This is a genomic window from Motiliproteus sediminis (genome assembly GCF_017912535.1).
In the GTDB taxonomy this organism is placed as follows: Bacteria; Pseudomonadota; Gammaproteobacteria; order Pseudomonadales; family Balneatricaceae; genus Motiliproteus; species Motiliproteus sediminis.
Map to the genome: position 1 here is coordinate 17,492 of NZ_JAERQK010000012.1, position 26,869 is coordinate 44,360.

Genomic DNA, 26,869 nt, shown 5'->3' on the forward strand with positions numbered 1-26,869 from the left:
AGCGGCGCCCTAGAGGAACAACCATGAGAAATGATGCAGTAACCCGTGCCACCTTCGATCAGGTGATGGTCCCCAACTACAACCCGCAGGCGATGGTACCTGTGCGCGGTGAAGGCGTGCGGGTCTGGGATCAGGACGGCTGCGAGTATATCGATCTGGCCGGCGGCATTGCCGTTAACGCCCTCGGCCACTGCCACCCGCGTCTGGTGGCGGCACTGAAAGAGCAGGCCAATAAGCTGTGGCACCTGTCCAACGTATTCACCAATGAGCCCGCGCTACGGCTGGCCAAGCAACTCACCGAAGCCACCTTTGCCGACAAGGTGTTCTTCTGCAACTCCGGTGCCGAGGCCAACGAAGCGGCGTTCAAGCTGGTGCGCAAGTATGCCTACGACCATGTCGGGCCGGAAAAACACGAAATTATCTCGTTCAACCAGTCGTTCCATGGTCGCACGCTGTTCACCGTCAGCGTGGGTGGCCAGAAGAAGTACCGCGAAGGGTTCGAGCCGGTCCCCGCCGGCATCACCCACGTACCCTTCAACGATATCGATGCGCTGAAAGCGGTAATCTCGGACAAAACCTGTGCCGTGGTGATGGAACCGATTCAGGGCGAGGGCGGCATCATCCCCGCCGACCCCGAGTTTGCCCGCCAGGTTCGCGAGCTTTGCGACCAGCACAACGCGCTGCTGGTGTTCGACGAGATCCAGACCGGCGTCGGCCGCACCGGCGAGCTGTATGCCTACATGGGCTTGGGCGTCACCCCGGACATTCTCACCAGCGCCAAGGCTCTCGGCGGCGGTTTCCCGGTCGGCGCCATGCTGGTGTCCGATAAAGTGGCCGGCAGCTTCGGCTTCGGTACCCACGGCAGCACTTACGGCGGCAACCCGCTGGCCTGCGCGGTGGCCGGCGAAGCGATCGAGATCATCAACGACCGCGCCCTGCTCGACGGCGTCAAACAGAAGCACCAGCAGTTCGTTGAAGGGCTGCAGGCGATCAACGCCAAGCACGCGATTTTCAGCGAGATACGCGGTAAAGGGCTGCTGATCGGCGCCGAACTGGTCGAAGCCTGGCACGGCAAGGCGGCCCAGTTCCTCGCCGCTGCCCGCGACGAGGGGCTGATGCTGCTGGTTGCCGGCCCCAACGTATTGCGGATGGCGCCCTCGCTCGTGATCGGTGACGCTGATATTGCGGAAGGCTTGGCGCGGCTGGAACGGGCTGTGGCCAAGACGCTGGCCAACGCCTAGGCTGGCCGTTTTTCATGCTAAAACAAAAAACGCCCTCTTTTGAGGGCGTTTATCGATCTATGCTTTGCCGATCACAACGGCATGCGGCGACGCGCGCCGAAGGCAGCGATGCCCAGCAGCACCAGCGCTAACGAGGCCGGCTCAGGAACCGCCTGCGCCTGGGGCTGAGTTTGTGCCCCACCCTCCAGGAAGGTTTGAACATTTGCAAACGCGGCGAGGTTGGCTCCCGGGTTACTGAACCAGTTGACATCCATCACCAGACTCAACCGCCCGGCACCACCCAGCAGATCAACAGAATCCCAGGCCGCAGCGACGGTCTGCCCATTAAATGTGGCAAACACGTTATCGCCGCTAACACCGGAGATGACGCCGCTGGCGCTAAGAACCAAACCGCTGAGCAGATTCGGAGCGGAAGCCAAACCACCGACAACGCCAGCATTGACCAGAGCAGTCCCCGCACCGGAATCGCCTTGCCGGCCAACGCTAACCCCACCGCCCACAACCAAACTGTTGATCAAGGTTTCAATCGAATCGTTCATCACGTCGCAGCAGGGGCGCTCGCCGGTCAGATGCACACCGCCTCCCGATTGAATATAGCCGGACAACTGTGTCTGCTGACCACTGCCCAACGCCGAAAACGCACCGACATGCCAGACCGCATCAAAACCGCTCAGATCGGTCGCCAACGCCGCCGTATTGACGACGGTATGTCCCAATCCGACCAGCGAACTGGCGAGATTCGCACGATCGCCACTGCGATCGCCGAATATGTGCACCACTCCAGCCTGCGCTGAAGCTGAAAAGGCCGATAGGCAGAGAAACACCACCGCCAGCTGACGTAGCACCGCTACAAATCTCATATTGTTACTCCCGGAAGAAAAAAACCTCACCCCCTAAAAAAATGCAATAAATCAGCCATAACGAAAAAACACCCGTTTCATCTGCGTTTCACCGCAACACCCTGAATTCAAGCTCACTAATGTGTAAATTTTTCCGACATTTTTTGATCGTCTGTTTTTTTTACACCGCGTACTCTATTTTCCGACCTTCAAAGATGATCTATCTCAACATTTCAGGCACTTGGTTATCACAGGCACGCCCTATGCATCGTTGCAGACGACAGTTGGTTCTACCGCTCAGCGGCCTTCAAGGAAGCAACTTTTCGTAACAACGGATCTACACACATGAGGGAAACCCTATGAAACAGCTACTCACACGGTGTATCGGTGCACTGTTGTTGGTAATGGCGTCGACGGGGTGGTCTGCAGAGGTTCTCGTTACCGGTGATGCCACCTTGAGCAACACCTACACGCGAGTAAACGCCTTCTACGACGGCCTGGCCGGACACAGTTCATCAATCATCAATACCGAAGTTACCGCCGGCGACCTGGCCGGAATCGAGCTATTCTGGGCGGTGCAGCCGGCCAACGACTACACCAACAGCGAACTGACCGCGATGGCGGGTTTCCTCGCCGGGGGTGGCCGGATCGCCTTTATGGGTGAGCATGGTAGCGGCTTTGGTGAAGCTGAAAATATTCGCATCAACAGCGCATTGTCCTTCCTCGGCAGCGCGATGAGCATCGTTAATAGCCAAATTCAGGACTCAGGAGGCCAAACCGCCCTGCGGGCCAATGGCGAGATTCTTGACCATGATTTGACCGCGGGCGTTGACTCATACAACTACGCCGCCTTTGCTCCCATCCTCGGCGCGCCTGAAGTGCTGATGCTGGGGCACAACCTGACCTCGGTGATGATGGGCTTTGAGAATATCGGCGCGGGCAGCATCTTTCTGATCACCGATCAGAACGTCTTCGATGCAGGCCGTTTGGACGCCGGCGATAACCAGCAGATGTTCGAGAACCTGCTGTTGGCGGACACCGGCGCACCGCCGCCTCCCGGCACCACCGACGTCCCCCTGCCCGCCACGCTGTGGTTGATGGGTCTGGGCCTTGCCGTACTCTACCGGCGCCGACAGCACTAGCCGCGCCGCAACCCGAAAAAGGCCAGCGCTCGCTGGCCTTTTTTGAGTAAAGCCCAACCCGCGATAAAAACGGGTCGCATCCACAACAGTTATTTTCCGCTCACTGATCAATAATGAACGGATGGAGAGACCCAACCCACTTTCAGACCAATTCAACGCAGCCCTCGGCTGGCTCGACACCCGCCATCAGCCGATGCTGGATCTGACCATCGAGCTGGCAGAGATCAACTCCGGCAGTTTTAATGCCGCCGGGGTCAACCGCGTCGGTGCGCGTCTGGCCGAATACGCCCGCGAGCACTTTGGCCTCAGCGCTGAGGTGCTGCCGGTAACGCCCTACCAGCAGGTCAACCCGGATGGTTCCATCAGCCAGTTCGAACTGGGCAACGCTATCCGTCTGCGCCAACGCCCCGAAGCACCGCTGCAGCTGTTCTTCTGCGCCCATCTGGACACCGTGTTCGCCATCGATTCGCCGTTTCAGCAGGTGCTCTGGCTGGATGATGACACCCTCAACGGCCCCGGGGTGACCGACCTCAAGGGTGGTATCGCGGTGCTGCTGAACGCGCTGGAAGCGCTGGAACGCAGTCCACTGGCGGAACGGGTCGGCTGGGAGCTCCTGTTCAACCCCGATGAGGAGATCGGCTCCATCGGCTCCGCGCCATTGATCAGCGACGCCGCGACACGCTGCGATCTGGGGATGATCTACGAGCCCTGCTTCCCGGACGGCAATCTGGCCGGTGAGCGCAAGGGCAGCGGCAATTTCAGCATCGTGGTGGAGGGGCGCAGCGCCCATGCCGGTCGCGAACATCATCTGGGGCGCAACGCCATCCGCGCCCTCTGCGACATGATCAGCGCCATCGATGACCTCAATGGCCAGCGCGATGGCGTTACCATCAACCCCGGCTTTATCGAGGGTGGTGGCGCGCTCAACGTGGTGCCGGACCGCGCCTTGGGGCGCTTTAACATTCGCATCGCTCATCCCGACGACGAAGCCTGGTTCCTGGCCGAACTGGAAGCGATCCGCGCGCGGATCAGCGACCGCGACGGCATCGCGGTCAAACTGCATGGCGGCTTTGGCCGCAAACCCAAACTGTTGAACGCCACCAACCTGCGGCTGCTGGAACTGGCCCGCCACTGCGGCGCCGAGATCGGCTTGCAGCTTGACTGGCTGCCCACCGGCGGTTGCTGTGATGGCAACAATCTAGCCGCTGCAGGTATTCCCAATATCGATACCCTTGGGGTTCAGGGCGGTGCCATTCACAGCACCGACGAATACCTTAAGGTCAACAGTCTGGTGCCACGAGCCAAGCTGTCGGCATTGATCCTGCTGCATCTGGCCGCCAGCGACCCGACGCTCTGGAAGAAGGAGCACTCATGCTAAGCGTACGCCCGGTCAATTTTGCCGACATTCAGGATCTGGAGCGTTTGGCCGTGATCTCCGGTGGCCGACTGACCACCCTGCCCGCCAATCGCGATCATCTCAGTGAACTGATCGGCGGCACCCAGCAGTCGCTGCGCAAAGCGGTCCGGCGAGCCGAAGGGGAAAGCTACCATTTTGTGCTGGAGCAGGATGGCCAAGTGATCGGCGTTGCCGGGATCGAGTCGGCAGTGGGCTTGGGTGCCCCCTTCTACAGCTACCGCATCGACGAAGTGGTTCACGCCTCCAGCGATCTGCAGATTCACAACCGCATTCCGGCCCTGCACCTGTGTCAGGACTACACCGGCTGCTCGCGCCTTTACACCCTGTTTATCGATGGCGAGCACCGCACCCCGGAGAGCCTGCACCTGCTGTCCCGAGCGCGAATGCTGTTCATGGCACAGTTCCCCGAGCGTTTTGCCGCCCGCACCCTGGTGGAACTGCAGGGCAGCATCGACGATAACGGCAACTCACCGTTCTGGGATTGTCTCGGGCGCCACTTTTTCAGCATGGAGTTTGACCGCGCCAACTATCTCACCGGCATCAACGCCAAAAGCTTTATCGCCGACCTGATGCCCCACTACCCCGTCTACGTACCGCTGCTGACACCCGCCGCCCAGGCGTGCCTCGGTGAGCCACGCCCGGACGTTGAGGAGGTCATGGCGCTGCTTGAAGACGAAGGGTTCAACTACCGCGGTTACGTCGATATCTTCGATGCCGGCCCCACGCTGGAGCACCGCACCAACCAGATCCGTAGCGTGGAGCAAAGCCGCGAACTCAAGGCCAACATCGGCCGCGTGCCGGCAGATGCCCCCTGGATGCTGGTTAGCAACGGGCGGCTGGAGGACTATCGCTGCCTGCTGACCCGTGTCGTTGCCGAAACCACCACGTTGAGTGCCGATGATGCCGAACGCCTCGGCATCACCGACGGCGAACCGGTGAGGACCATCCCCGTGGCGGCGGAAGATATCGGCCGCGCTTGACAACCAGAACCTTCATTAACCCGGAACCGCTCCATGGCGGTCCGAGCGGAGTAGCAATACCATGATGGTCATCCGACCGATTCGCGCCGACGACTGGGATGCCCTGCGCGCCCTGTCGCGCAAGACCGGCCCCGGCTTTACCTCGTTGCAGGATGACGAGGTACAGACTCGCGGTAAACTCGACGCGGGACTCGCGGCCTTCAACGCCAACACCGCGCCGCAAGACGCCCTGTACCTGTTCGTGCTCGAGGATACCGCCAGCGGTCAGGTGGTGGGCTGCAGCGCCATCGAAGCGGCGGTAGGCCTCGATCAGCCCTGGTACAACTATCGGGTCGGCACGCTGGTGCATGCCTCCCGCGAACTGCAGGTCTACAACCGCATCAACACCCTGACTATCAGCAACGACCATACCGGTTGCTCGGAGCTATGCACCCTGTTCCTGGATCCGGATTTTCGCCACGGCAAGAATGGCCACCTGTTGAGCAAATCCCGCTTCCTGTTTCTGGCCGAATTCCCGGAGCGGTTTGACCAACGGCTGATCGCGGAGATGCGTGGCTACTCCGATGCCCAGGGTATATCCCCCTTCTGGGAAGGGCTGGGGCGACACTTCTTCAGCCTTGACTTTGCCGAGGCCGACCGTTTGTCGGCGCGGGATAAGGTGTTTATCGCCGAGCTGATGCCCAAACATACGATCTACACCAACCTGTTGCCGGAATCCGCCCGCCAGGTGATCAGTCACACCCACGACAACACCACTCCGGCGCGCAAGCTACTGGAAGCCGAGGGGCTGCGCTACACCGGTTACGTTGACATCTTCGACGCCGGCCCGCTGCTGGAAGCGCCGGTCAACGAGATCCGCGCGGTGCGGGAAAGCCGCTACGCCAAAACGCTGATCGACACCCATGCGGGCGCAGGAGAACCGTTCCTGGTGGCCACACCACGCTTCGAAGGATTTCGTTGCTGCCTGACGCCGCTCAACGTCGACCACAACATTGCACGCCTCACCCCCGAGGTCGCCGCCGCCCTGCAAGTCGACAACGGCGACCCGGTGAGGGTAGTGCCACTGTCTGCTTCACGGAGATTCTGATATGTCTGCATCCCTGTTTATCAATGGCGCCTGGCTCGAAGGCCAGGGAACCGCATTGCAATCACTCAACCCCGCCATCAACCAACCGCTGTGGCAAGGCCGAGCCGCCACCGCTACCCAGGTGGAGGAAGCGGTCACGGCGGCCCGGCAGGCATTCCCGGTCTGGAGTCAGCACACGTTGGCCGAGCGCACCGAGATCATCCGGGCCTTTGGCGTACAACTGGAAGCCAACGCCGAGCGGATTGCCACCCTGATCGCCGAGGAAACCGGCAAACCTTTGTGGGAGAGCCGCACCGAAGTAACCGCCATGCGTGGCAAGATCGACATATCGCTCAAGGCGCACGACGAGCGCACCGGCACCCGTGAAAGTGAAGTTCCTGGGGCCCGGGCGATGCTGCGCCACAAGCCGCACGGGGTAGTGGCCGTGTTCGGCCCCTACAACTTCCCCGGCCACCTGCCCAACGGCCATATTGTTCCGGCACTGATCGCCGGCAACTGCGTATTGCTTAAACCCAGCGAACTGACGCCGGCGGTGGCCGAACTTTGTGTACAGCTATGGCAACAGGCCGGGCTGCCGAAAGGCGTCCTCAATCTGTTGCAGGGGGAGCGGGAAACCGGTATGGCGCTGGCGCAACACCCCGGCATCGACGGCCTGTTCTTCACCGGCAGTTCGCGCACCGGTGCCCTGCTGCATCAGCAGTTTGCCGGTCAGCCGGAGAAAATCCTGGCACTGGAGATGGGCGGCAACAACCCGCTGGTTATCGGCGATATCAGCGACATCAAAGCCGCCGTGCATGAGACCGTTCAGTCGGCCTACATCACCGCCGGTCAGCGCTGCACCTGCGCACGCCGGCTGTTTGTGCCCGAGGGTACAACCGGTGATCGCTTTATCACCGAGCTATGCGAGGCGATTGGCAACATCAAAGTTGGCCGCTGGGACGCCGAGCCTCAGCCCTTTATGGGCAGTCTGGTCTCGGAAGCCGCAGCCGATGGACTGGTGGACGCGCAAACCCGGTTGATCAAACTGGGGGGCCAGCCGCTGCTGGAGCTGAAGAAGCTGCAGACCGGCACCGGCTTTGTCAGTCCGGGTCTGATTGATGTGAGCGCCATCAGTCACCTGCCGGATGACGAGTATTTCGGCCCGCTGCTGCAACTGATCCGCTACCGCGATTTCGATGCGGCGATTGCGTCAGCCAACGCGACCCGCTTTGGTCTGTCGGCGGGCCTATTGAGTGACAGCCGTGATCAGTTCGACTATTTCTATGCCCGTATTCGCGCCGGCATCGTCAACTGGAACAAGCAGCTGACCGGCGCCAGCAGTGCGGCCCCCTTCGGCGGTATCGGCGCCAGTGGTAACCATCGCGCCAGCGCCTACTACGCGGCGGATTACTGTGCCTACCCGGTAGCTGGCCTCGAAGCTGACCGGATTACCCTGCCGGAAACCCTGGCGCCGGGACTGTCGCTGTAACTCAAACGGCTGTTCAAGGCCCGCCCGACGGCGGGCCTATACTGGCGACAAGGCAGGGCGTTTGGCAACGCGGAGGTGTCTATGTCGCTCCGGTCATCGATTTCACCACTACTGGCACTGGCGCTGTTACTGCCAGCCCGTGAAGCGCTGGCAACCCCCGCATCCAACGAGCTGCACCGATTACTTTCCGGCTACAGTTACCAGTACAGCTACGGTACTGGCGTTTCTTCCAGCCGTCCACGTATCACCCTGTTCGTTCATTACTGCCACGACGGACGCTACTTCAGTGCCGGCCAAAGCTGTCGGCCCAATCTGTATGCATCAGGTTATCAATGCACCTCATTACAGGATCAGGGGCAGTGGCAGGCGGCCGCTGATCGAGTCGATTGGCGCTCCAGCTCCGGCAATCAGGGCAGTCTGGCGCTGATCCGCCAACCCAATGGCAGCCTTGCCGACAACAACGGTAATCCGCTGGTGCGCCTGGGGCCCGCCAGCTGCCCCTGATTCCCGCCGGGCATCCGCCCGCGTTGATTTCGCGGTATACTGTCCGATTGTTCGTCAATGCCAAACCGACGCCATGAAACATCGTCCCACCAAAGCCGAGTTGCGCGAATCGCTGCAGCGAGACGTGGAAGAGTTCCTCACCCAGGGCGGTGAGATCGCCGAAGTACCGCGCGGTGCCACCGGCTGGGACAACCCTCTGGCCGCCAAACCGGACTTCGCCTTTGTCGGCCCCCGCAACGAGCGAACACCGGTGCAGGAGGTCGTGGCAGCGATAGAATCGCGCAAGAGCAAACCGCCCAAGCCAACCACCCGCCGCCAGCGACAGCGGCCACGCAAAAAAGCGGTCTACGACGATTTCGGCGAGCTGATCCGCTGGGTGTGGGTCGATTAGGACCATCAGGGGGCGGGGCACTATTCACCCCGATGACACGAGCCTTCAACCCGTAGTAACCGAGTAATACGTTAAAGTATGAGCATCACTCAGCCATATCATCCGGGATACACTATGCGCAGCTTGCTCTGGTTAGCACTGAGCATGTTGATCACCGCCTGCAGCCCGCCGCAGACGGCTCAGGAACCGCCACCCGCGGTCGAAACCGGCTCGCAAAGCCCGGCGGAGTTTGGCATCTGCTATGATGCCAACGGCTGTTCCACCGGTACCGAATCCTGGTATAGCGTCACCCGGAGCCAGTGCCGCTCCGTCAAGGGTTCCAGCTGGAAAGGTCCGGTATCCGGCTGCGTTAACTTTTAACTGGCAGCGGTTCCAGATAATCCACCAGCAGCTGCAGTGACTGGTTCCCCCGAAACTCGTTGATATCCAGTTTGTACACCACCCGCGCTCGGGGCGCTTCACTCGGCCACAGTTCAAGATCCACGTTAAAGGCGATGGCATCGACGCAATAGCCACCCGCCGCAGCTAGCACCAGCTTCAGATGGCGCTGGCCGACAATCCGCTGCTGTACCAGTTCGAACTCGCCATCAAACAGCGGCTCGGGAAAGTGCTGCCCCCAGGGGCCGGCAAAGCGCAGCTCACGTGCTACCTCCATGGTTAGCTCCTGCGGCGACAACTCACCGTCAGTATCGATCCGGGCCTGTAGTTGGGTCGCGCTGAGAGATCGCGCCGCCTCGTCGCAGAAGGCGTGCTGAAAAGCCGTGAAGCCGTCGTGATCCAGGGTCAGCCCGGCCGCCATGGCGTGGCCACCGAACTTGGTCAACAGCCCGGGGTAGCGCGCGGCAACCGCATCCAGCGCATCGCGAATGTGCAGCCCGGGAATAGAGCGTGCCGAACCTTTGAGCTGGCCATTTTCGGCACGGGCAAAGGCGATGACCGGGCGATGCAGGCGGTCCTTGATCCGCGATGCAAGAATACCGATGACCCCTTCGTGCCAGTCCGGCTCATAAAGACAGACCCCCGCCGGCGGCTCACCATCACGCCCCAGATCAAGCTGTTTGAGAAGCTCCAGCGCCTGCACCTGCATCGATTGTTCGATCAGTTTGCGATCCTGATTGAAGCGATCCAGCTCCGCCGCCAGCGCACGCGCTTCAGCCGGATCATCGGTAAGCAAGCAGCGGATGCCGATCGACATATCATCCAGCCGGCCGGCTGCATTCAGGCGCGGACCGATGGCAAAGCCAAGATCCGACGCCACCAACTGCTCCGGCTTGCGGCCGGCCACATCCAGCAGCGCCAACATACCCGGACGGGCCCTTCCGGCACGGATACGACGTAACCCCTGCTCCACCAGGCGGCGGTTATTCTGCTCCAGACTGACCACATCGGCCACGGTCCCCAGCGCCACCAGGTCGAGCCAATCGGCAAGATTAGGCAGCGGAATACCCTGCCGCGCAAACCAGCCCTGCTGCTCCAACCAGCGGCGCAGCGCCGACAACACGTAAAAGATCACCCCGACACCGCAGGTGCTCTTGGCGGGAAATTCACAGCCGGGCTGATTGGGATTCACCAACGCGTCGGCCTTGGGCAGCTGACTCCCAGCCAGGTGATGGTCGGTGACCACCACCCGCATGCCGGCAGCTCTGGCGGCGGCCACTCCCTCAACGCTCGACACGCCGTTATCGACCGTGATCAGCAGCTGCGGTTCACAGCGTGCCGCCACCGCCACGATTTCGGGGCTGAGCCCATAGCCGTATGCGAAGCGGTCGGGAACCAGGAAATCGACCCAACCGGCACCCATGGCGCGCAGACCCAGCACGGCCAAAGCGCTACTGGTCGCACCGTCACAATCATAATCGCCAACAATCAGAATTCGTTCGCCCCGCATCAGCGTGTCGCCGATCACCGCCACCGCACGATCAATATCTTTCAGGGCATGGTATGGCAGCAGGCCCTTGAGACCGGTGTCCAGCTCATCGGGGCCCTGCACACCGCGAGCCGCAAATATTCGCTGGAGTAGCGGAGATAACCCGCTGCCGGCCAGAGGATTGGTGTCAGTCGAACGGCGAACAATCAGCTTCTGCATCTATTTCCCCTGCGGTTCGGGCACACCAGCACCGGCACTGCCGGGCAACAGTTGGTGGGTTTTACCGGTCAGCCTGTAGGCGAACAATCCCAGCCATTCCCGCACCCCCATGGTCAGGTCGACCAGATTCTCCGACAAGGAAAAGTACCAGCGCTGTTTCGCGGGCGGCAACGACCAGTGGTCCACCGGATGCGGCTGTACTGACCAACCCTGCGCTTGAAAGATGCCGACCGAACGCGGCATATGGAACGCGGAGGTGACCAGCAGCCAAGGCTTATCGCCCCGCTCGGCGCTGATCGGATCCGCCAGTGGTTTGGCAAACAGCGCATTCTCGTAGGTGTTGCGCGACTTGCGTTCCAGTATCACCCGCTGCGCCAGTCCCAGCCGCTGCAGCAGCGGTTCCAGCGCGTCGGCACCGCCAAACTGCTGTTGGGTAACGGCACCGGAACCGCCGGTAAATATGATCGGCAGATCGGGGAACTGCTGCGCTAACGCCAGCAGCTCCAGATAGCGATCGCCGGCATCGGTTAGCTCCAGCCGGTCCCAGTAGCGACTGCGGGCGAGGCTCTCGCCACCGCCCAACACGACCACCCCCGACAGCTCTTCGGCGACCACGGGCTGCTGCTTAAAGCGGGTTTCAAGGGGATAGAGCAGCAGGTTGCCGGCGGGATAGAGCGCAATCAACCACAACAACACCAGGGTAAACCACAGCAGTTTATGGCTCTGGCGCCGGTCGTTACCGATTCCGGCGTGACGCCAGCGCCCGCGCACCGCAGCGACAGTCAGCAACAGCAACAGCAGGTGATCGGGGCGCGCAAAAGCCCAGATCAGTTTGGAGCTGAGAAAGAACAGGCTATCCATGGTCTGGGGGCGACTCCGGCTGTGATGACCCGCGCTTAGTAAAACGCCGGGGCAAGCCCGGCGTTTTAGCTGACAGGCTCAGTTTAGCTGAGCTGCTCGGCCATGTAGGCCTGTACTGCAGCCAAGTCCTTGGGGAGGACCTGATAGCGCTCCTCGCGCTCGAACAGGTCTTCAAGGTGGTGCGGCAGCTCCGGCGACTTGCAACCTGCCTTCACCACCGGTTCAGGGAACTTGACCGGATGCGCGGTGGCCAGCGCCACCATCGGCGTTTTGGCGTCACGGCGGCACTCCTGCGCGGCTTTTACCCCAATCGCGGTGTGCGGGTCGAGCAGCTCTTCGGTGCGCTCAAACATGTCGGCGATCACCGCCACGCAGCCCTCGTCGTCGAGGCGGTAGCTGTCGAACAGTTCACGCGCCTTGGCCAGACGGTTGGAATCAAGGCTGGCGTTGCCGGCCGCCATGTTGGACACCAGCGCCGCGGTCGCAGCACCGTCACGGTCATACAGGTCGAACAGCAGGCGCTCAAAGTTGCTGGATACCATGATATCCATGCTCGGCGACAGCGTATGCACCAGCGGCTGGGCCGAGTAATCGTTGGCGCTGATGCAGCGGTGCAGAATGTCGTTGACGTTGGTGGCTACCACCAGTTGCTTCACCGGCAGTCCCATACCACGGGCCAGGTAGCCCGCAAAGATATCGCCAAAGTTACCGGTGGGGACGGCAAAGGAGACTTCGCGGTGTGGGCCGCCAAGGCTCAGGGAGGCATGGAAGTAGTAGACGATCTGGGCCATGATCCGCGCCCAGTTGATGGAGTTGACCGCCACCAGCTTACGCCCCTTGAGGAACTCCTGATTGGCAAAGCTCTGCTTGACCATCTGCTGGCAGTCGTCAAAATTGCCCTCGATCGCCAGGTTATAGATGTTGTCGCCGACGATAGTGGTCATCTGCTTGCGCTGTACGTCGGAGACGCGGTTGTGCGGGTGCAGAATAAAAATATCGACGTTGTCGCAACGCTTGCAACCTTCGATGGCGGCAGAACCGGTGTCACCGGAGGTCGCCCCCATGATCACCACCCGCTCCTGGCGCTTTTCCAGCACGTAATCGAGCAGACGGCCGAGCAGTTGCAAAGCAAAGTCTTTGAACGCCAGGGTCGGGCCGTGAAACAGTTCCAGCACCCACAAATTGCTATCCAACTGTTTCAGCGGCGCTACCGCGTCGTGGGCAAACACCCGGTCATCGCCGCTGATCCCATAGGTGTCATCGATAATGGCATCGAGATCCGCCTGGGGAATGGTATCGGCCACAAACGGGGCGATGATCTTCTTGGCCAGCTCGGCGTAAGAGAGACCGGCCCAGCTGGCGATCTCCTCTCTGGAAAACTGCGGTAGCTGCTCGGGCACGTAGAGACCGCCATCGGAGGCAAGGCCTGCCAGCAGTACTTGTTCAAAGTTGAGCGCAGGCGCCTGACCGCGGGTACTGATGTATTTCATGTAGAACCGTTCTCCTGTTAACCGTTAAGCCGTTCGACCCGGATGCGCGTCACCGCGCCACGAATCTCCTTCAACGACTCGATCGCCGATATCGCCGCGTTCATCCGCTTCTCTTGCACCGCGTCGGTAAGGATGATCACCGGAATCAGGTCACTATCAGGCGCGCTCTTTTGCAGAATGGCGTCGATGGAGATCGATTGATCAGCCAGAATCCGGGTGACTTCGGCCAACACTCCCGGGTGGTCTTCGGCTTGCAGGCGCAGGTAGTAGGCGGTTTCAACCTCCTCCATCGGCAGTACCGGCAGGCTTGACAGGCGGCTGGGGTGGAACGCCAGATGCGGCACCCGGTTGTCACGGTCCGCGGTCATGGTACGCACGACGTCGACCAGATCGGCAATCACGGCAGAAGCGGTGGCTTCGGCACCGGCGCCAGCACCGTAGTACAGGGTCGGCCCGACGGCGTCGGCATCCACCATCACCGCGTTCATCACCCCGTTGACGTTGGCAATCAGCTGATCCTGGGGAATCAGTGTCGGATGCACCCGCAGTTCAACGCCCTCGGTCGTGCGGCGGCTGATCCCCAGGTGCTTGATGCGGTAACCCAGTTCTTCGGCGTAGCGCACATCATCGGTGGTGATCTTGCTGATCCCTTCGGTATAGGCGTGCTGGAACTGCAGCGGGATACCGAAGGCCAGCGATCCGAGGATGGTCAATTTGTGCGCCGCGTCGATCCCCTCGACATCGAAGGTCGGGTCAGCTTCGGCATAACCCAGTGCCTGCGCTTCGGCCAGCACGTCGTCGAAGGCGCGGCCCTTGTCGCGCATCTCGGTGAGGATGAAGTTACCGGTGCCGTTAATGATCCCCGCCACCCAGTTGATGCTGTTGGCGGCGAGACCCTCGCGAATCGCCTTGACGATGGGAATGCCGCCGGCAACGGACGCTTCAAAGGCGACAATCAGATTCTTGCGCTGGGCCGCTTCAAAGATCTCGTTACCGTGCACCGCGATCAAGGCCTTGTTGGCCGTGACCACATGCTTGCCATTATCCAGCGCGGTAAGAACCAGATCGCGCGCAACGTCGGTTCCGCCGATCAGCTCGACCACCACATCGATTTCCGGGTTGCGGGCAACGTCAAAGATATCGCTGGTGATCTGAACGCCGTTGGTATCGCAATCGGGATTCGGGCGGCGCGTACCAATCGCGGCAACCTGAATCAATCGACCGGCACGGCGAGAAATTTCCACTTCGTTGCGTTTCAGGACATTGAAGGTACCGCCACCCACGGTCCCCAGACCACAGATCCCCACTTTTACCGGTTTGAATCCCATTCCCATAGACCCTTTGCTGATCAACCACCGCACGCGCCTCAACAAGCGCCGCCAAAAAGGCGCCCATTGTAGCAAAAAAACGCCGTTCTGCTTAGCAAAGAAAGGGATAAAAACGCGCTCTGGATGACGTCGGGCCGGACTACCGCCTGCTCACTGCCCATCACCCGACCGACCCTGATACGCCGGTAGTTTGAGGCCAAACAGAATAGCCGCACTGCGCAACCCCAGTGCAACCACAAAGCCCCCGAGCAAAGCGAGATCATCAGGTACACTGATCAACACCAGCCCCAGATGGGTTGAGGCACCGGCCAGGGCGGCGGTCACGTAAAGTTCGCGCCCGCCCAGCACCAATGACTCACCACACAGCACATCGCGAATAATGCCGCCGAAGGTAGCGGTCATCACCCCCATACAGACCGCCACTAACGGCGCCACTCCGGCCGTTAGCGCAATTTGGGTGCCGGTAACCGAAAACAACGACAAGCCGATGGCATCCATCCACACCAGCGCGCGCTTGCGACTGTCGATAAAGGGCACCACAAAATAGGTTATCGCCGCCACGACCAGACACAGGGTGATGTAAGCAGGCTCACGAACCCAGTATACCGGCGCCAACCCCAACAACAGGTCGCGCAAGGTGCCGCCGCCCAGACCGGTAGCGGTTCCAATCAGCATAAAGCCGAGGATATCCATACGGTTACGCGCCGCATCAAGGGCTCCGGACACGGCGAATACCGCAATTCCGCAGTAACCGAGCAACCCCACTACACCGGACAGCTCCGGAACAAAACCAAACAATCGACCTCTCCTCCAGATCAAGACTAGACTTAGACGGTGATTTTTATCATCAGGATCTACCATGAGCCAGCATGACCGTCGCACCGAACCCCGCTATCGCACTCATCGCCCGGTGCGCATTACGCTGCCCGACGGCTCAGGACTCAATGCCAGTACCGCCGACATATCCGCAGGCGGCTTGCGTGTTCACTGTCCCCAGCGACTGCCGGCGGGCATCCACTTGACCCTGGAGATAGCGGTCGGCGGAGCAGACCAGGCGCTGACGCTATGGTCCCATGTCCAGCATTGCACCGCCGACCCGCAACACAGCGGCTTCAGCCTCGGCTTGCGCCACCGCAACACCCCCTCGCCCTATTTGGGTCTGCTGCGCAATGCACGCACCCAGCAGTGGCAAAAGCATCACTAATCAACCATGCTTGTGATAATTATTATCATTCGTATTTAAAGAAATAGGGCGAACAGTTTACACTCTCTCTCGTACCAACCTAATCCTGTTCAAGTACGAAGCTTTCGGGGCCTGATGGCCCCGTTTTTTTAGCTCCTTTTTTCGTCGCTCGGACCACACCACCTGAGCGTATACAACTCCTCACGCCGGTCTTTAAGATTGGTGACCGAGCCCTCGTTGCGAATCACCTTGAGTCGATCCAGATCCAGATCCGAAAACAGAATCATCTCCGTGTTCGGCGTCGCCTCCGACATCACCGCGTCATGGGGAAAGGAGAAGTCCGAGGGCGAAAACACGGCCGACTGTGCATACTGCACATCCAGGCTTTCAACCGCCGGCAGGTTACCGACCGAGCCGCAGATCACAACGTAGCACTCGTTCTCGATCGCCCGCGCCTGAGCACAGTGACGCACCCGCAAAAAACCATTCTTGGTGTCGGTCCAGAAGGGGACGAACAGAATCTCCAGCCCTTGAGCGGCCATCAACCGTGCCAGCTCCGGAAACTCGACGTCGTAACAGATGAGGATACCTACCCGCCCGGCATCGGTATCAAACACCTGCAGCTTGTCACCGCCCTCAATGACCCAGTCCCATTTTTCATGGGGGGTGATGTGCAGTTTGTACTGCTCTTCGATGGTACCGTCTCGACGGCACAGGTATGTGATGTTGTAGAGGCGTTCGTTCTCGATTAACGGCATGGAACCGGTGATGATGTTGATGTTGTACTCCACCGCCATCCGCAACATCTCGTCCCGAAAGCGCTGGGTAAACTGGGCCAGAAAGCGGATCGCCTCCATCCGTTGCTTGGAGTCGGTCAATCCCATCAACGGCGCATTGAAAAACTCGGGGAAGAGTACAAAATCACTTTGGTAGTCGGATACCGCATCAACGAAGTATTCCACCTGTTGCAGCACATCCTCGACGCTATGAAACTCTCGCATCTGCCACTGGACCACGCCGACCCTGACCTGAGTTTTCGGCTGATTGAGAGGAGAGGTGTCAGGCTGATAGAAGATATTGGACCACTCCAGCAAAGTCGCGTAGCCCTGCGACTTCTCATCCTCGGGCATGTACTGGCGCAACACCCGCTTGACCTGAAAATCGTTGGACAGCTGAAACGACAGGATCGGATCATGAAACTCCCGCCGCCCCACCCGTTCGATATACTCCTGCGGGGTCATCTCGTCGGCATGCTGCTGGAACCCGGGAATCCGCCCCCCAGCCAGCACCGCCTGCAGGTTAAGCTGGCGGCACAGATCCTTGCGCGCTTCGTACAGTCGCCGCCCCAGGCGATAGCCGCGGTAATCCGGGTGTATCAGCACATCAAGGCCGTAGAGCGCATCCCCTTTGGGATTATTCAATACCTGCATTCGCTTGCCGATCAGGTCATCATAGGTGTGCGGGTTGCGAAACTTGCGATAATCCACCCTCACGGTCAGCGCCATACCCACGATCTCATTGCCATCCTCGATGCAGATCTGGCCCGCCTCGAAATCCTTGACCAGCTTGCTGATGGTGCTTTCCGGCCATGCACCGCCAATGTCGTCGTATACCCGGTCCATCAGCCTCCTTACCGCCGGGTAGTCGTCAACACTCAGATTTCGCAGGTTCAGGTGTAACTCATCTGCAGACATAGGGACCTCTTGATTACCGAATATGGAGTAAGCATAGTCGCCGGCGACACCGGCAGATTTAAAGTCGTTTCAGACACCCCTGACACCGTATACCGTTGCCAACGGCCGCAAAAATGATCTAGGATCACTTTTTGAGCGAGAGTTCAGCACGCGGGAAGCGGCTATGCCACCACGCACCTATCAGATTACAGCCGATATGAGCCACCTGATGTGGCAGGCCAAGGTAGAAGGCCTCAGTGGAGCCGAAATCCACCGGCGCTATCTGGCGTTACGCGAACAACACCTGCAAAGTGCCAGCGGCGCCGAGCGCGACGAGGTGCGCGCCGAACTGGACCGCTGGGCGGAGAGAATCGCTTCGGTCCTTAATCCCGCATTCCTGGATCAGGCGATCTGATCGATTCTCAAATTTATTTACGCTAACGAGCAAAAACTTTCGTTGGACGACATGCCGGCTCTCTCCTAAAACTGCAACTGAAGTACCACGGCTGCAGGAGACTGAAGTGAGCAAGCCCAAACCCACCCCCGCCGACTATCCCGAGTTCGTGATCGACGACGAAGAGTTGGGGATCACCCACCGCGATTATGAGCGCTGTCGGGGCCGCCAGGCCGTTCGCCAGGGGATCGATGACTATTTCGAGCGCAAGCAACTCAACGAGATTGAAGACTGGTTCGGCTCGATGGAATAAGTCCGCTGCCGGCGAGGCCACATCAGTGGCGCTCGCCAAGCTGACGTTTAAGCTGCAGTAGCTGCTCCTGCACCTGGCTGCCGGAGGGCGCCAATGCCAGCCCTCGCTCGGTCAGTTGCACCGCTCGCGTAACATCATTCATCGCCAGCCGCACCCGCGCCAACTGCAGGTACACTTGCGGCTCCCGCGGCGAGATACGTTGCGCCCTTTCAAGGTACGCCAGCGCCTGCTGCCGCTGCCCAGCAGTCTCATAGCGTGACGCCTGGTCCAACAGTGCGACCACCGCCGGTGAAAGCGGATCGGTGGGGCGACGTGCAGGGGCCGACGCCCCTCGATCAGGTTCATCCGCCGCGGGAGGAGGCGATACCATCGGCGGTTCAGCCACCACAACACCCCCTGCCGGTGCGCCCACTTCCGGGTGAGCGCGATCCTCGACCGGCGGCGTATAACGCCCACCGGCACACCCTGCCAGTGTCGCCATCAAGAGCAACCAAACAGCGCCCCGCATCAGACTCACCGGGAACCTCCCTCACCGCCAAATAGATGATTGAACCAGTTTAGCGTGCGCTGAATGCCGACTCCACAGCCCCGATAACCGGCAGGTTCACTACCCGCCACGTAAGGCAACAACCGAGCTCCCTCGCAGAAGTCGCCAGTACGCTCACCCGTTGCATCATCAATCCAGACATAGTTGACCGACTCCGGGGCCATCGGCCGATAAGATTGAGGGCGCAGTTCGGCCATCAACTCTGACCACACTTGCAGTGCGCCCGAGCTGCCGGTTAAGGGGGTCGGCCGGTTGTCATCCTGCCCCAGCCAGGCAACCGCCAGATAATCGCCGGTAAATCCGGCAAACCAGCTGTCACGCTGATCATTGGTGGTGCCGGTCTTGCCCGCCATGTTGAGGGAATCCGGAAAACGCTGGTAGAGCTGACGCGCGGTGCCTTCGCGCACCGTCTCCTGCAACGCGTATTGCAACAGGTGCATCACTGCCGGTTCGAACTGCTGCTGCAACTCAAACGGGTAACTGGACAACAACTCGCCGTCGGCCGTTAACACCGAGCGAATCGCCCTTAGCGGCGTTTCAAAACCGTTGGCGGCAATGGTCTGGTAAACCTGCGTCACTTCCAGCGGGCTGAGATTGACCGCACCCAACAGCACCGCCGGGTAGGGACTGACCGGCCGGCGCACTCCCAGCCGCTCGAGGGTATGGACCACTTTATCGACCCCCAGGCGCAGCCCCAACTGCGCCGTCGCCAGATTGTAGGAGCGCGACAACGCCTGATGCAGCGGCACCACACCATGTTCACTATGGTCAAAATTGGAGGGTGTCCAATAGCTGCCGTCAGGGTTTTGCAAGGTAACGGCGTTATCGTCGATCCAGCTCGACAGGGTGAAGCGTTGCGGCTCCTCCAGCGCGGTCAGATACACGGCCGGCTTGACCAATGAGCCGATGGGACGCACCGCATCAAGGGCCCGGTTAAAACCTTGATAGCGTGGATCACGCCCACCCACCACCGCCACGACATCGCCGGTCTGGCTGTTACCTACCACTAGCGCTGCCTGCAACCCCTCAACCCGGGAACCAAAACGGCCATCCAGACGTTTGATCACCCGCTGAACACTTTGCTCGGCTTTGCGCTGCACCAGCGGGTCCAGATTGGTGAACACCTGCAACCCTTCGCTGGCGAGATCCTGTTCACGGTAATCCTGACGCAGTTGCCGCTTTACCAGATCCAAATAGGCGGGAAACGCGCCCTTTGACAACTGGCTGCGTTCAACCACGCCCAGCGGCCGCTGGCGGGCGCGCAGCAAGTCGGCGTCGGAGATATGCCCCTGATCACGCATCAGCGATAGCACAAGATTACGGCGCTCCGTTGCCCGCTCCGGATGACGCCGTGGATCATAGTAGGATGGCCCTTTAACCAATCCGGCCAGCAGCGCCTGTTGCTCGAGACTGAGGTCGGCCAACGGACGACCAAAATAGTATTGGCTGGCAAGTGAAAAACCATGGATAGCTCGTGACCCGGACTGGCCCAGATAGACCTCATTCAAATAGGATTCGAGGATTTCGTCCTTGCTGTAATGCAACTCCAGCAGCATCGCCATCGGCGCTTCCATCAGCTTGCGCCACAAGCTGCGCTCGCTGGTGAGAAAGTAATTCTTGACCAGTTGCTGAGTCAGCGTACTGCCCCCCTGGACCACCGCCCGCGCCCGCAGATTACTGATCATGGCCCGCGCTATACCTTTGGGCGAGATACCGAAATGCTGGTAGAAGTCGCGATCCTCCACCGTCACCAAGGCTTGTACCAGCGTGGGCGGCACCTGTTGCAGCCGAACCAGCTCGCGATCTTCGTTATCCGCGGGGTAGATACCCCCGACCAGCACCGGCTCCAGCCGCGCAAGCGGCAACGCACCCTCGCTGCCACTCAAGTGCGCGATCCGGTCACCATCAAACCGCAGTTCCAGCAGGCGGGCGGGCTCGGGCCCGTCAGCATAGAGAAAACCCCGACTGAAAAGTAGCGCCCGTTGATCGGCGACAGACGCCTCGCCGGCGCGTTTGGGATAGCTGACAAAGCGGTAGCCGAGCTGGCGCAGCTCCTCTTTGAGATCGGCAACCGGCAGTCGCTGGCCGGCATAGAGCTCCAGCGGCCGGGCGTAGACTTTGGCCGGCAATGCCCAGCGTTTGCCTTCAAACTGACTACGAATGGTGGCATCCATGTACACCAGCGCGCCGCCGCCCAAAACCAGCACTACCAAACCGAGTTTTAACAGTAGGGGCCACCAGCGGAAGGAACGGGAACGGGTAGCGGCCGCACCTTTCTTGCTGGTGCGACGGGAGGGTGAAGCAGAACTCTTTTTTGGCATGGCGCGAGTATAATCAGATTCCGGAGACTTGGGGAGCGAACGTGAACGACACGCTGATAGGACAACTGCAACAGCAGGCCCCTTTCGACCATCCGGTCGAGGGCCTTGGTGTGATTGAGACTCACATATCTTGGGTACTGTTGACCGGCCCCTACGCCTATAAATTCCGCAAGCCGGTAAATTTCGGCTTTCTTGATTTCACCACCCTGGCCCGCAGGCGCGAGGATTGCGTTAACGAGCTACGCCTCAATCAGCGTCTGGCGGCACCACTCTACGTCGACCTGGTGCGCGTCGAGCGAGCCGCCGACGGGGCACTATCGCTGACATCGGAACCCGCAGACATGGCAGACGCCGACATCGATAACGGCAGGGTCGAATTCGCGGTGAGGATGCGCCAGTTCCCGCAATCCCAGCTACTCAGCGCGCTGGATGCCGACCACCAGCTCAGCGAAGCAATAATTGATCGGCTTGCGGAGCGCCTGGCTGCCTTCCACCAGTCTCTCAGCCCCGCCCCGACCGAGAGTGACTGGGGCTCGGTGGAGACCGTGACTCAGGTGGTGGAGCAGAACTTTGCCCAGATCCGCGCCTCCTGCGGTGATCGCCCGCCTCTCCCCGAGTTGACCGCGATCGAGCAGTGGAGCCGCCGGCAGTTGCAACAACATGAACCGCTGCTGCGCCAGCGTCGCCGGGAGGGGAGGGTTCGTGAAGGCCATGGTGACCTGCATCTGGGCAATATTGTCCTGTGGCAGAAGGAGCCGCTCCCCTTTGACGCCATCGAGTTCAATCCGCGCTATCGCTGGGTCGACACCCTCAACGATCTGGCGTTTCTGTTGATGGACCTGGAGCGCAGACAGCGCCGCGCGCTGGCCTGGCGTTTGCTCAACCGCTATCTGGAAATCACCGGAGACTACAGCGGTGTAACGCTACTGCCACTGTTTAAGAGCTACCGCGCCATGGTGAGAGCCAAGGTAGCGCTACTTGGCGATCCGGTCGCGGGAGTCACGGAAGCACAAGGCTATATCGAGCTGGCAGCCCGCTATCAGCGGCCCACACCACCGCAGCTGATGCTGATGCATGGAGTCTCCGGCAGTGGCAAAAGCTGGCACTCCGCCCGGATGGCGCAGCAGTCAGGTTTGATCAGACTGCGCTCTGACTGCGAACGCAAGCGCCTGTTTCCGGCTTTGGCGCAGCGTTACACCGGAGCGGCGAACGAACGCACTTACGGCTATCTGCTGGAACAGACATTGCAGCTGCTGAATCACGGCATAGGGGTTATCGTCGATGCCGCGTTCTTGTACCAGGCCCAGCGCCAGCCGTTTATTGAAGCCGCAATTTCACGCAACATCCCCGTCAGCATCATTACCTGCGCTGGCGAGGTCGAACAACTACGCCAGCGAATCAACCAGCGGCAGCAACAGGCCCAGGACCCTTCCGAAGCCAGCATTCAGGTTCTGGAACAGCAGCTACGCCAGCTGGAGCCACTGACAGTTGCGGAATCCCGCTGGGCGATAAGCCCCGGTTAGAGTCGGAAACTAGAGGTTAGGGTCCGCTGCGACTTCATAGAGAGCCACCAGATACTCGAGCGAATGCAGCAGTTCTTCGCTGGCATCCATCACTACCAGATCGTAGCGCTCGCCCTGAGGCTGCTCCAGAGCGCTTTCAAACCAGGCCCAGTCCTGATCAATCTGCGCTAACTGCTCGACAATTTCCAGATTATCGAGGCTGTTCTCACGCAGCAGTGCCTGCGCCTTACGAAACTCCGCGCGGGTATTGCGAATACCGGGGTCTAGGGCCGGGTGCTCGATCCCCCAGCTGCGCATAAGATAAAAAGTCGTCAGCCGCTGCGACAGCATGCGCTGTCGCCCGGCCACATTCACCAGCGCTCCCAGGCGGGAGTTGGCCGCTTTCTCCAAAATCGTCACCAGACGATTGCACTCGCTTTGCAACACCCCGCTCATGGCCAGCAGCGCTTTGGCGCGTTGCTTGTCGACCTCACCCGCAGCCAGATGCTGAAAACTGGCCCAGATGGTTTCGATCTGCCCCAGCTGCTGATGAACCCCCGGCAGCTTATCCACCTGGTAAAGGCGATCAAGCTGTGACTGGAACAGCTCCATGGCATAGCGCAGCTCCGAGCGACTCCGCTCGTCGGCAACCCCGAGTCCCAACTGGGTATACGACTTAACGATTCGTTGCGTCAACATGCGCTGGCGCCCGGCCTCGTTGATCGCCTCCATCAAGGTATAATCCGCACGCACCGGCAGGGCGGCCAACAGCAGCAGGCCAAGCGCGGCCAGGGGCAACAGTATCGGTCTCTTCATCAAGCAGCCAGCAGCAGTAAAATAGTCATACTAGAAAGTACGCGCGCGCCCTGTCCGTGTAAACACTCCACAGCCAGATTACTCAAGGTCTAGACTAAGCGCTAATACCCCTAACTGTTTACAGTGTATTCGCTGCGCACTATAGTTTGAAGCGATAGACATTTATCACTTTTTTGCCTCCGCGTCATATCGGCCGAGTTAGACACCATGGGACAGGTTTCACGCCTACTGATTACGTTGTTTCTGCTGGGATTTATCAGCCTCAGCCTGCCCGTTAGCGCACTGCAGGCCGCACCCAGTGATTACAGCAATGAAAGTCGCGAGCTGCTGCAACAAAAGCTCGCACTGATGCAGCGGATGCTGGAAAACTCCGCCAGCGCCCGCCGCATAGATAATGGCGACAGCTCACTGGCGAAAGAGCGGCTGGCTCACGCCCGTGATCATGTCGCCGTTGCCCAGCAGGCGATGGATGCCCGCCGCTTTGATGCCGTGCGTGAAAAGCTCGAGCAGGCGATGCAGTTCTACTCCGCTGCTTCCGGCTCTGTCGCTGATGCCATTGACAGGGGCGATGCACAGCGGACCCGCTTTAATGAGTTATCGGTCAGTATCGAATCATTTCGCCTCTATGTGCAGCGGGCGATGGTCAAAAGTGAAGATGACAATCCCCTCGACGCAGATCAGCTGAGCAGCCTGCTTCAACTGGCTGGCAACCTTGGCCAACACGAGAACTACGGCGAAGCCAACGAGGTGCTCAACGAAGCCTACATGCTGACCATTACCGCCGTATCGGCACTCAAGGGCGGCACAACCATCGTCTATAGTCAGGACTTCGATACTCCGGAGCAGGAATACCTGTACGAGCTGGAGCGCTACAAGGGTCTGTTGCAACTGTTTGACCTGGTGAGCCCGGACGGTCAATTGCCCGACAAATACCAGTGGACCCGGAAGTCCCTGAAGCATAGCGAAGACGCATTCAAGGAAGCCGAAGACCTGGCCGGGCGCGCAGCCTACCCTGATGCCCTGCGCAGCCTTGAAGTCGCATCGAAGCAGCTGACGCAGGTCCTCCGCCTGCTGGGCCTTCCGCTCTCCTGACAGACATCACTTTCTGCTAAACTCTGCATTCCGGCCTCGACTCCTAAGGATATGAATGCATGAGGTTTATTACCGCTGCTGTGGTATTTGTCGCCTTACCCTTGAACCAACAAGCGCTCGCCAGCTGCGCCGATGCAGCCGCACCAGGTGTTGACTGGTTCCAGTGCGATCTGAGTAACCGCTCGCTACAGGGTGCAGATCTCAGCCACGCCAACCTCGCCGCAGCCGACCTTCGCGGCGCAGACCTTCGCAACGTTAACCTCACCAGCGCGACCTTAACCGGCGCCAAGCTGAGCGGTGCTCAACTACAGCAGGGACAGTTCGATCAGGCAGATCTGCGATTTGCCGACCTCAGCGAATCGGACCTTCGCGCCACATCGCTTACCGGAGCCAATCTGGCAGAAGCCGATCTGCAACGCGCACGGCTCGATGGCAGCATACTCGACGAAGCGGTTTTAACCGGCGCCAAACTGAATCATGCCAGCCTGCGCAACAGTTCGATGATGCGGGCCAACTTGGCCACTGCTGACCTCTCCAATGCCACGTTGGTTGAGGCGAATCTGGAGCAGAGCAATCTGGGCAATGCGATACTGGTCAGCGCCAATTTCGCCCAGGCTAATCTTTCTCAGGCCAATCTTGCCTGGGCCAACGCCAACTGGAGTAACTTCTCGTCGGCCAATCTCAGCGGGGCCAACCTCGGCAACGCCAAATTGCAACAAACCATTATTCGCTGGGCCAACCTGACGTATACCAATCTGGCGGCCGGCCGTTTCGACCAAACCAGCATTACCGGCAGCAACCTGAGCAACAGCAACATGGCAGGCGCCGTGTTCCACAACGCCACCCTGCGCTGGGTCGATATGAGCAACAGTAATCTTGAACGGGCGGATCTGCGGACCGTGGATGCGGCCGCCACCCATGTGGTCAAACACACCAGCTTCGCCAATAGCAACCTGGCTCAAGCACGCTTGGGAGGAGCGCAGTTGGAAGGAGCAGATTTTCGTGGTGCCCGGTTGAAAGGGGCCGATCTGGAAGGCTCGGATCTCAGTGGCGCGTTATTTGAAGGCGCTCAGTGGCTGAACGGCAAACGCTGTTTCGGACCATCAATCGGCACCTGCTCGGTCAACCCACCCAAACCGCAACGGCCGAAGCCATTGGTTATTCCGGTCGCACCCGATCAGCTCCAGTAACGCCCCGCCCCCGCGACCACCAGCACCAGCACACCCAGCAGCGTATTAAGCTGCACCAGGCGCCGGATCTGTTCCAGCGCGGCCGCGGCCGCAGTCGTTTGCTGTTGAGCGCGGGCACGGATCAAACGCCGATAGGCAACCAGACTGATCCAGCCAAAAACAGTAATCATCACCCACCCGACCAGTTGCATCAGGTGCAGGTAAACCGGCGCCGCTGCCATGCCGCCGTATACCCAGAACAGCAATGCGTAACCGGTCAACGGTAACAGAATCACGGCAGACCAGACCCAGGGAAAGAAACGCCGCAGCGCTTCCGCCATGAAGGCGAGCCGTTGGGGCGGCTCCAGTAGCTTGACCGCAGACGGACGGACCACGGTGAGCATTGCCAGCATCCCCCCCACCCAGACAGTTGCTGCCAGCAGGTGAAGGGCTAGAGCGATTGCAACAGTCAGCTTTCTGCCTCCAGCTCACGAATCATCGCGCGCATCTCTTCCCAGGTTTTTATATCGATGGGGCCGGCAAGACGATAACGAATAACGCCTTTGGCATCGATGATGTAAGTTTCCGGCGCGCCGTAAACTCCCAGATCAAAGCCCAGTTTGCCTTCGTCATCATAGATATTGAACTGGTAAGGATTTTGGTACTGGCGCAGCCAGGTCTGCGCTGCGGCGCGATCATCCTTGTAATTAATGCCGTAGATCGGGACCCCGTCACGGCGGGCAATACTCATCAGCTGCGGATGCTCGACCTTACACGCCGGGCACCAGGTCGCCCAGACGTTGACCAGCGCCGGACGACCGATGAGGTCGTCACGGGTCAACTGACGACCATCATTTTGCAGCGATGCCAGCTGAAACTCCGGAAATGGCTTGCCAATCAATGCCGATGGCAACTCACGCGGATCCATCGATAGCCCTTTCCACAGAAACAAGCCCAGCAGTACGGCCAAGACCACGGGCAGGAACAACAAAATCCGTCTTACGTTCATAAAGCTTTAAAACTCC

Annotated in this window: 27 protein-coding genes; 15 read left to right on the forward strand and 12 right to left on the reverse strand. The window is 60.0% G+C overall.

Annotated features, from left to right (window positions below; all coding sequences use genetic code 11):
• Positions 1 to 23: 23 nt before the first annotated feature.
• Positions 24 to 1,241 (forward strand): aspartate aminotransferase family protein, encoded by a 1,218-nt coding sequence (locus tag JJQ76_RS16325; protein ID WP_210398028.1) that lies wholly within the window; start codon positions 24 to 26, stop codon positions 1,239 to 1,241.
• 71 nt (positions 1,242 to 1,312) lie between these two features.
• Here the strand turns inward: JJQ76_RS16325 and JJQ76_RS16330 are convergent, their stop codons facing one another.
• Positions 1,313 to 2,101, reverse strand: a complete 789-nt coding sequence (locus JJQ76_RS16330) for a PEP-CTERM sorting domain-containing protein (RefSeq protein WP_210398029.1) — start codon at positions 2,099 to 2,101, stop codon at positions 1,313 to 1,315.
• 338 nt (positions 2,102 to 2,439) lie between these two features.
• On the opposite strand from JJQ76_RS16330, the gene JJQ76_RS16335 reads away from it, so the two are divergent.
• From JJQ76_RS16335 to JJQ76_RS16370, 8 genes are all read left to right on the forward strand, one after another.
• Positions 2,440 to 3,222, forward strand: coding sequence for a PEP-CTERM sorting domain-containing protein (locus tag JJQ76_RS16335; RefSeq protein WP_210398030.1), 783 nt, complete (start codon positions 2,440 to 2,442; stop codon positions 3,220 to 3,222).
• Between the two features lie 121 nt (positions 3,223 to 3,343).
• Positions 3,344 to 4,600, forward strand: coding sequence for a hydrolase (locus JJQ76_RS16340; protein WP_210398031.1), 1,257 nt, complete (start codon positions 3,344 to 3,346; stop codon positions 4,598 to 4,600).
• On the forward strand, positions 4,594 to 5,619 hold the full coding sequence (locus JJQ76_RS16345) for an arginine N-succinyltransferase (protein WP_210398032.1): 1,026 nt from the start codon (positions 4,594 to 4,596) through the stop codon (positions 5,617 to 5,619). The genes JJQ76_RS16340 and JJQ76_RS16345 overlap by 7 nt, the downstream gene beginning before the upstream one ends.
• 61 nt (positions 5,620 to 5,680) lie before the next feature.
• Positions 5,681 to 6,706 carry an arginine N-succinyltransferase gene (astA, locus tag JJQ76_RS16350; RefSeq protein ID WP_210398033.1) on the forward strand — a complete coding sequence of 342 codons (1,026 nt, stop codon included), beginning with the start codon at positions 5,681 to 5,683 and terminating at the stop codon, positions 6,704 to 6,706.
• A 1-nt stretch (position 6,707) separates the two neighbouring features.
• A complete protein-coding gene (gene astD, locus JJQ76_RS16355) occupies positions 6,708 to 8,174 on the forward strand; it encodes a succinylglutamate-semialdehyde dehydrogenase (protein ID WP_210398034.1) in 1,467 nt (488 codons plus the stop codon).
• Between the two features lie 81 nt (positions 8,175 to 8,255).
• Complete coding sequence (locus JJQ76_RS16360) at positions 8,256 to 8,678, forward strand: hypothetical protein (RefSeq protein WP_210398035.1); 423 nt, start codon at positions 8,256 to 8,258, stop codon at positions 8,676 to 8,678.
• A gap of 73 nt (positions 8,679 to 8,751) precedes the next feature.
• Positions 8,752 to 9,069 carry a hypothetical protein gene (locus JJQ76_RS16365; RefSeq protein WP_210398036.1) on the forward strand — a complete coding sequence of 106 codons (318 nt, stop codon included), beginning with the start codon at positions 8,752 to 8,754 and terminating at the stop codon, positions 9,067 to 9,069.
• A gap of 114 nt (positions 9,070 to 9,183) precedes the next feature.
• Positions 9,184 to 9,429: a YdgH/BhsA/McbA family protein gene (locus JJQ76_RS16370; RefSeq protein ID WP_210398037.1), complete on the forward strand. Its 246-nt coding sequence runs from the start codon at positions 9,184 to 9,186 to the stop codon at positions 9,427 to 9,429.
• On the opposite strand, the gene recJ is transcribed toward JJQ76_RS16370, so the two are convergent.
• The 5 genes from recJ to JJQ76_RS16395 all read right to left on the reverse strand — a co-directional run bounded on the left by recJ (position 9,419) and on the right by JJQ76_RS16395 (position 15,632).
• A complete protein-coding gene (gene recJ, locus JJQ76_RS16375; RefSeq protein WP_210398038.1) occupies positions 9,419 to 11,155 on the reverse strand; it encodes a single-stranded-DNA-specific exonuclease RecJ in 1,737 nt (578 codons plus the stop codon). The genes JJQ76_RS16370 and recJ overlap by 11 nt on opposite strands.
• Complete coding sequence (locus JJQ76_RS16380; RefSeq protein ID WP_210398039.1) at positions 11,156 to 12,016, reverse strand: YdcF family protein; 861 nt, start codon at positions 12,014 to 12,016, stop codon at positions 11,156 to 11,158.
• Between the two features lie 83 nt (positions 12,017 to 12,099).
• Positions 12,100 to 13,506 carry a threonine synthase gene (gene thrC / locus JJQ76_RS16385; RefSeq protein WP_210398040.1) on the reverse strand — a complete coding sequence of 469 codons (1,407 nt, stop codon included), beginning with the start codon at positions 13,504 to 13,506 and terminating at the stop codon, positions 12,100 to 12,102.
• A 17-nt stretch (positions 13,507 to 13,523) separates the two neighbouring features.
• Complete coding sequence (locus JJQ76_RS16390) at positions 13,524 to 14,834, reverse strand: homoserine dehydrogenase (RefSeq protein WP_210398041.1); 1,311 nt, start codon at positions 14,832 to 14,834, stop codon at positions 13,524 to 13,526.
• A gap of 150 nt (positions 14,835 to 14,984) precedes the next feature.
• Complete coding sequence (locus JJQ76_RS16395) at positions 14,985 to 15,632, reverse strand: trimeric intracellular cation channel family protein (protein ID WP_246481057.1); 648 nt, start codon at positions 15,630 to 15,632, stop codon at positions 14,985 to 14,987.
• 61 nt (positions 15,633 to 15,693) lie between these two features.
• Between JJQ76_RS16395 and JJQ76_RS16400 the strand changes: the two genes are divergently transcribed.
• The gene (locus JJQ76_RS16400; protein ID WP_210398043.1) at positions 15,694 to 16,038 is read left to right on the forward strand and encodes a PilZ domain-containing protein; all 345 of its coding nucleotides are present in this window, start codon (positions 15,694 to 15,696) and stop codon (positions 16,036 to 16,038) included.
• Between the two features lie 128 nt (positions 16,039 to 16,166).
• Here the strand turns inward: JJQ76_RS16400 and JJQ76_RS16405 are convergent, their stop codons facing one another.
• Positions 16,167 to 17,711, reverse strand: coding sequence for a bifunctional GNAT family N-acetyltransferase/carbon-nitrogen hydrolase family protein (locus tag JJQ76_RS16405; protein ID WP_210398044.1), 1,545 nt, complete (start codon positions 17,709 to 17,711; stop codon positions 16,167 to 16,169).
• A gap of 163 nt (positions 17,712 to 17,874) precedes the next feature.
• Between JJQ76_RS16405 and JJQ76_RS16410 the strand changes: the two genes are divergently transcribed.
• Positions 17,875 to 18,105, forward strand: a complete 231-nt coding sequence (locus JJQ76_RS16410; RefSeq protein WP_210398045.1) for a hypothetical protein — start codon at positions 17,875 to 17,877, stop codon at positions 18,103 to 18,105.
• A gap of 106 nt (positions 18,106 to 18,211) precedes the next feature.
• Positions 18,212 to 18,397 (forward strand): hypothetical protein, encoded by a 186-nt coding sequence (locus JJQ76_RS16415; RefSeq protein WP_210398046.1) that lies wholly within the window; start codon positions 18,212 to 18,214, stop codon positions 18,395 to 18,397.
• Between the two features lie 22 nt (positions 18,398 to 18,419).
• Here the strand turns inward: JJQ76_RS16415 and JJQ76_RS16420 are convergent, their stop codons facing one another.
• Both JJQ76_RS16420 and mrcB read right to left on the reverse strand, forming a co-directional pair.
• Positions 18,420 to 18,905, reverse strand: coding sequence for a tetratricopeptide repeat protein (locus JJQ76_RS16420; protein WP_246481070.1), 486 nt, complete (start codon positions 18,903 to 18,905; stop codon positions 18,420 to 18,422).
• 5 nt (positions 18,906 to 18,910) lie between these two features.
• Positions 18,911 to 21,265, reverse strand: a complete 2,355-nt coding sequence (mrcB, locus tag JJQ76_RS16425) for a penicillin-binding protein 1B (protein ID WP_210398048.1) — start codon at positions 21,263 to 21,265, stop codon at positions 18,911 to 18,913.
• A gap of 41 nt (positions 21,266 to 21,306) precedes the next feature.
• Between mrcB and JJQ76_RS18290 the strand changes: the two genes are divergently transcribed.
• The gene (locus tag JJQ76_RS18290; RefSeq protein WP_210398049.1) at positions 21,307 to 22,788 is read left to right on the forward strand and encodes a bifunctional aminoglycoside phosphotransferase/ATP-binding protein; all 1,482 of its coding nucleotides are present in this window, start codon (positions 21,307 to 21,309) and stop codon (positions 22,786 to 22,788) included.
• 9 nt (positions 22,789 to 22,797) lie between these two features.
• On the opposite strand, the gene JJQ76_RS16435 is transcribed toward JJQ76_RS18290, so the two are convergent.
• Entirely contained in the window at positions 22,798 to 23,583 is a 786-nt protein-coding gene (locus JJQ76_RS16435) for a type IV pili methyl-accepting chemotaxis transducer N-terminal domain-containing protein (RefSeq protein ID WP_210398050.1), read from the reverse strand.
• A 207-nt stretch (positions 23,584 to 23,790) separates the two neighbouring features.
• On the opposite strand from JJQ76_RS16435, the gene JJQ76_RS16440 reads away from it, so the two are divergent.
• Complete coding sequence (locus tag JJQ76_RS16440) at positions 23,791 to 24,675, forward strand: hypothetical protein (protein ID WP_210398051.1); 885 nt, start codon at positions 23,791 to 23,793, stop codon at positions 24,673 to 24,675.
• Positions 24,676 to 24,734: 59 nt separating this feature from the next.
• Positions 24,735 to 25,865 carry a pentapeptide repeat-containing protein gene (locus JJQ76_RS16445; RefSeq protein ID WP_210398052.1) on the forward strand — a complete coding sequence of 377 codons (1,131 nt, stop codon included), beginning with the start codon at positions 24,735 to 24,737 and terminating at the stop codon, positions 25,863 to 25,865.
• Here the strand turns inward: JJQ76_RS16445 and JJQ76_RS16450 are convergent.
• Together JJQ76_RS16450 and JJQ76_RS16455 are read right to left on the reverse strand one after the other, a co-directional pair.
• Positions 25,853 to 26,248 (reverse strand): CopD family protein, encoded by a 396-nt coding sequence (locus JJQ76_RS16450; RefSeq protein ID WP_210398053.1) that lies wholly within the window; start codon positions 26,246 to 26,248, stop codon positions 25,853 to 25,855. The genes JJQ76_RS16445 and JJQ76_RS16450 overlap by 13 nt on opposite strands.
• Before the next feature lie 65 nt (positions 26,249 to 26,313).
• Entirely contained in the window at positions 26,314 to 26,853 is a 540-nt protein-coding gene (locus tag JJQ76_RS16455; RefSeq protein WP_210398054.1) for a DsbE family thiol:disulfide interchange protein, read from the reverse strand.
• Between the last annotated feature and the right edge of the window lie 16 nt (positions 26,854 to 26,869).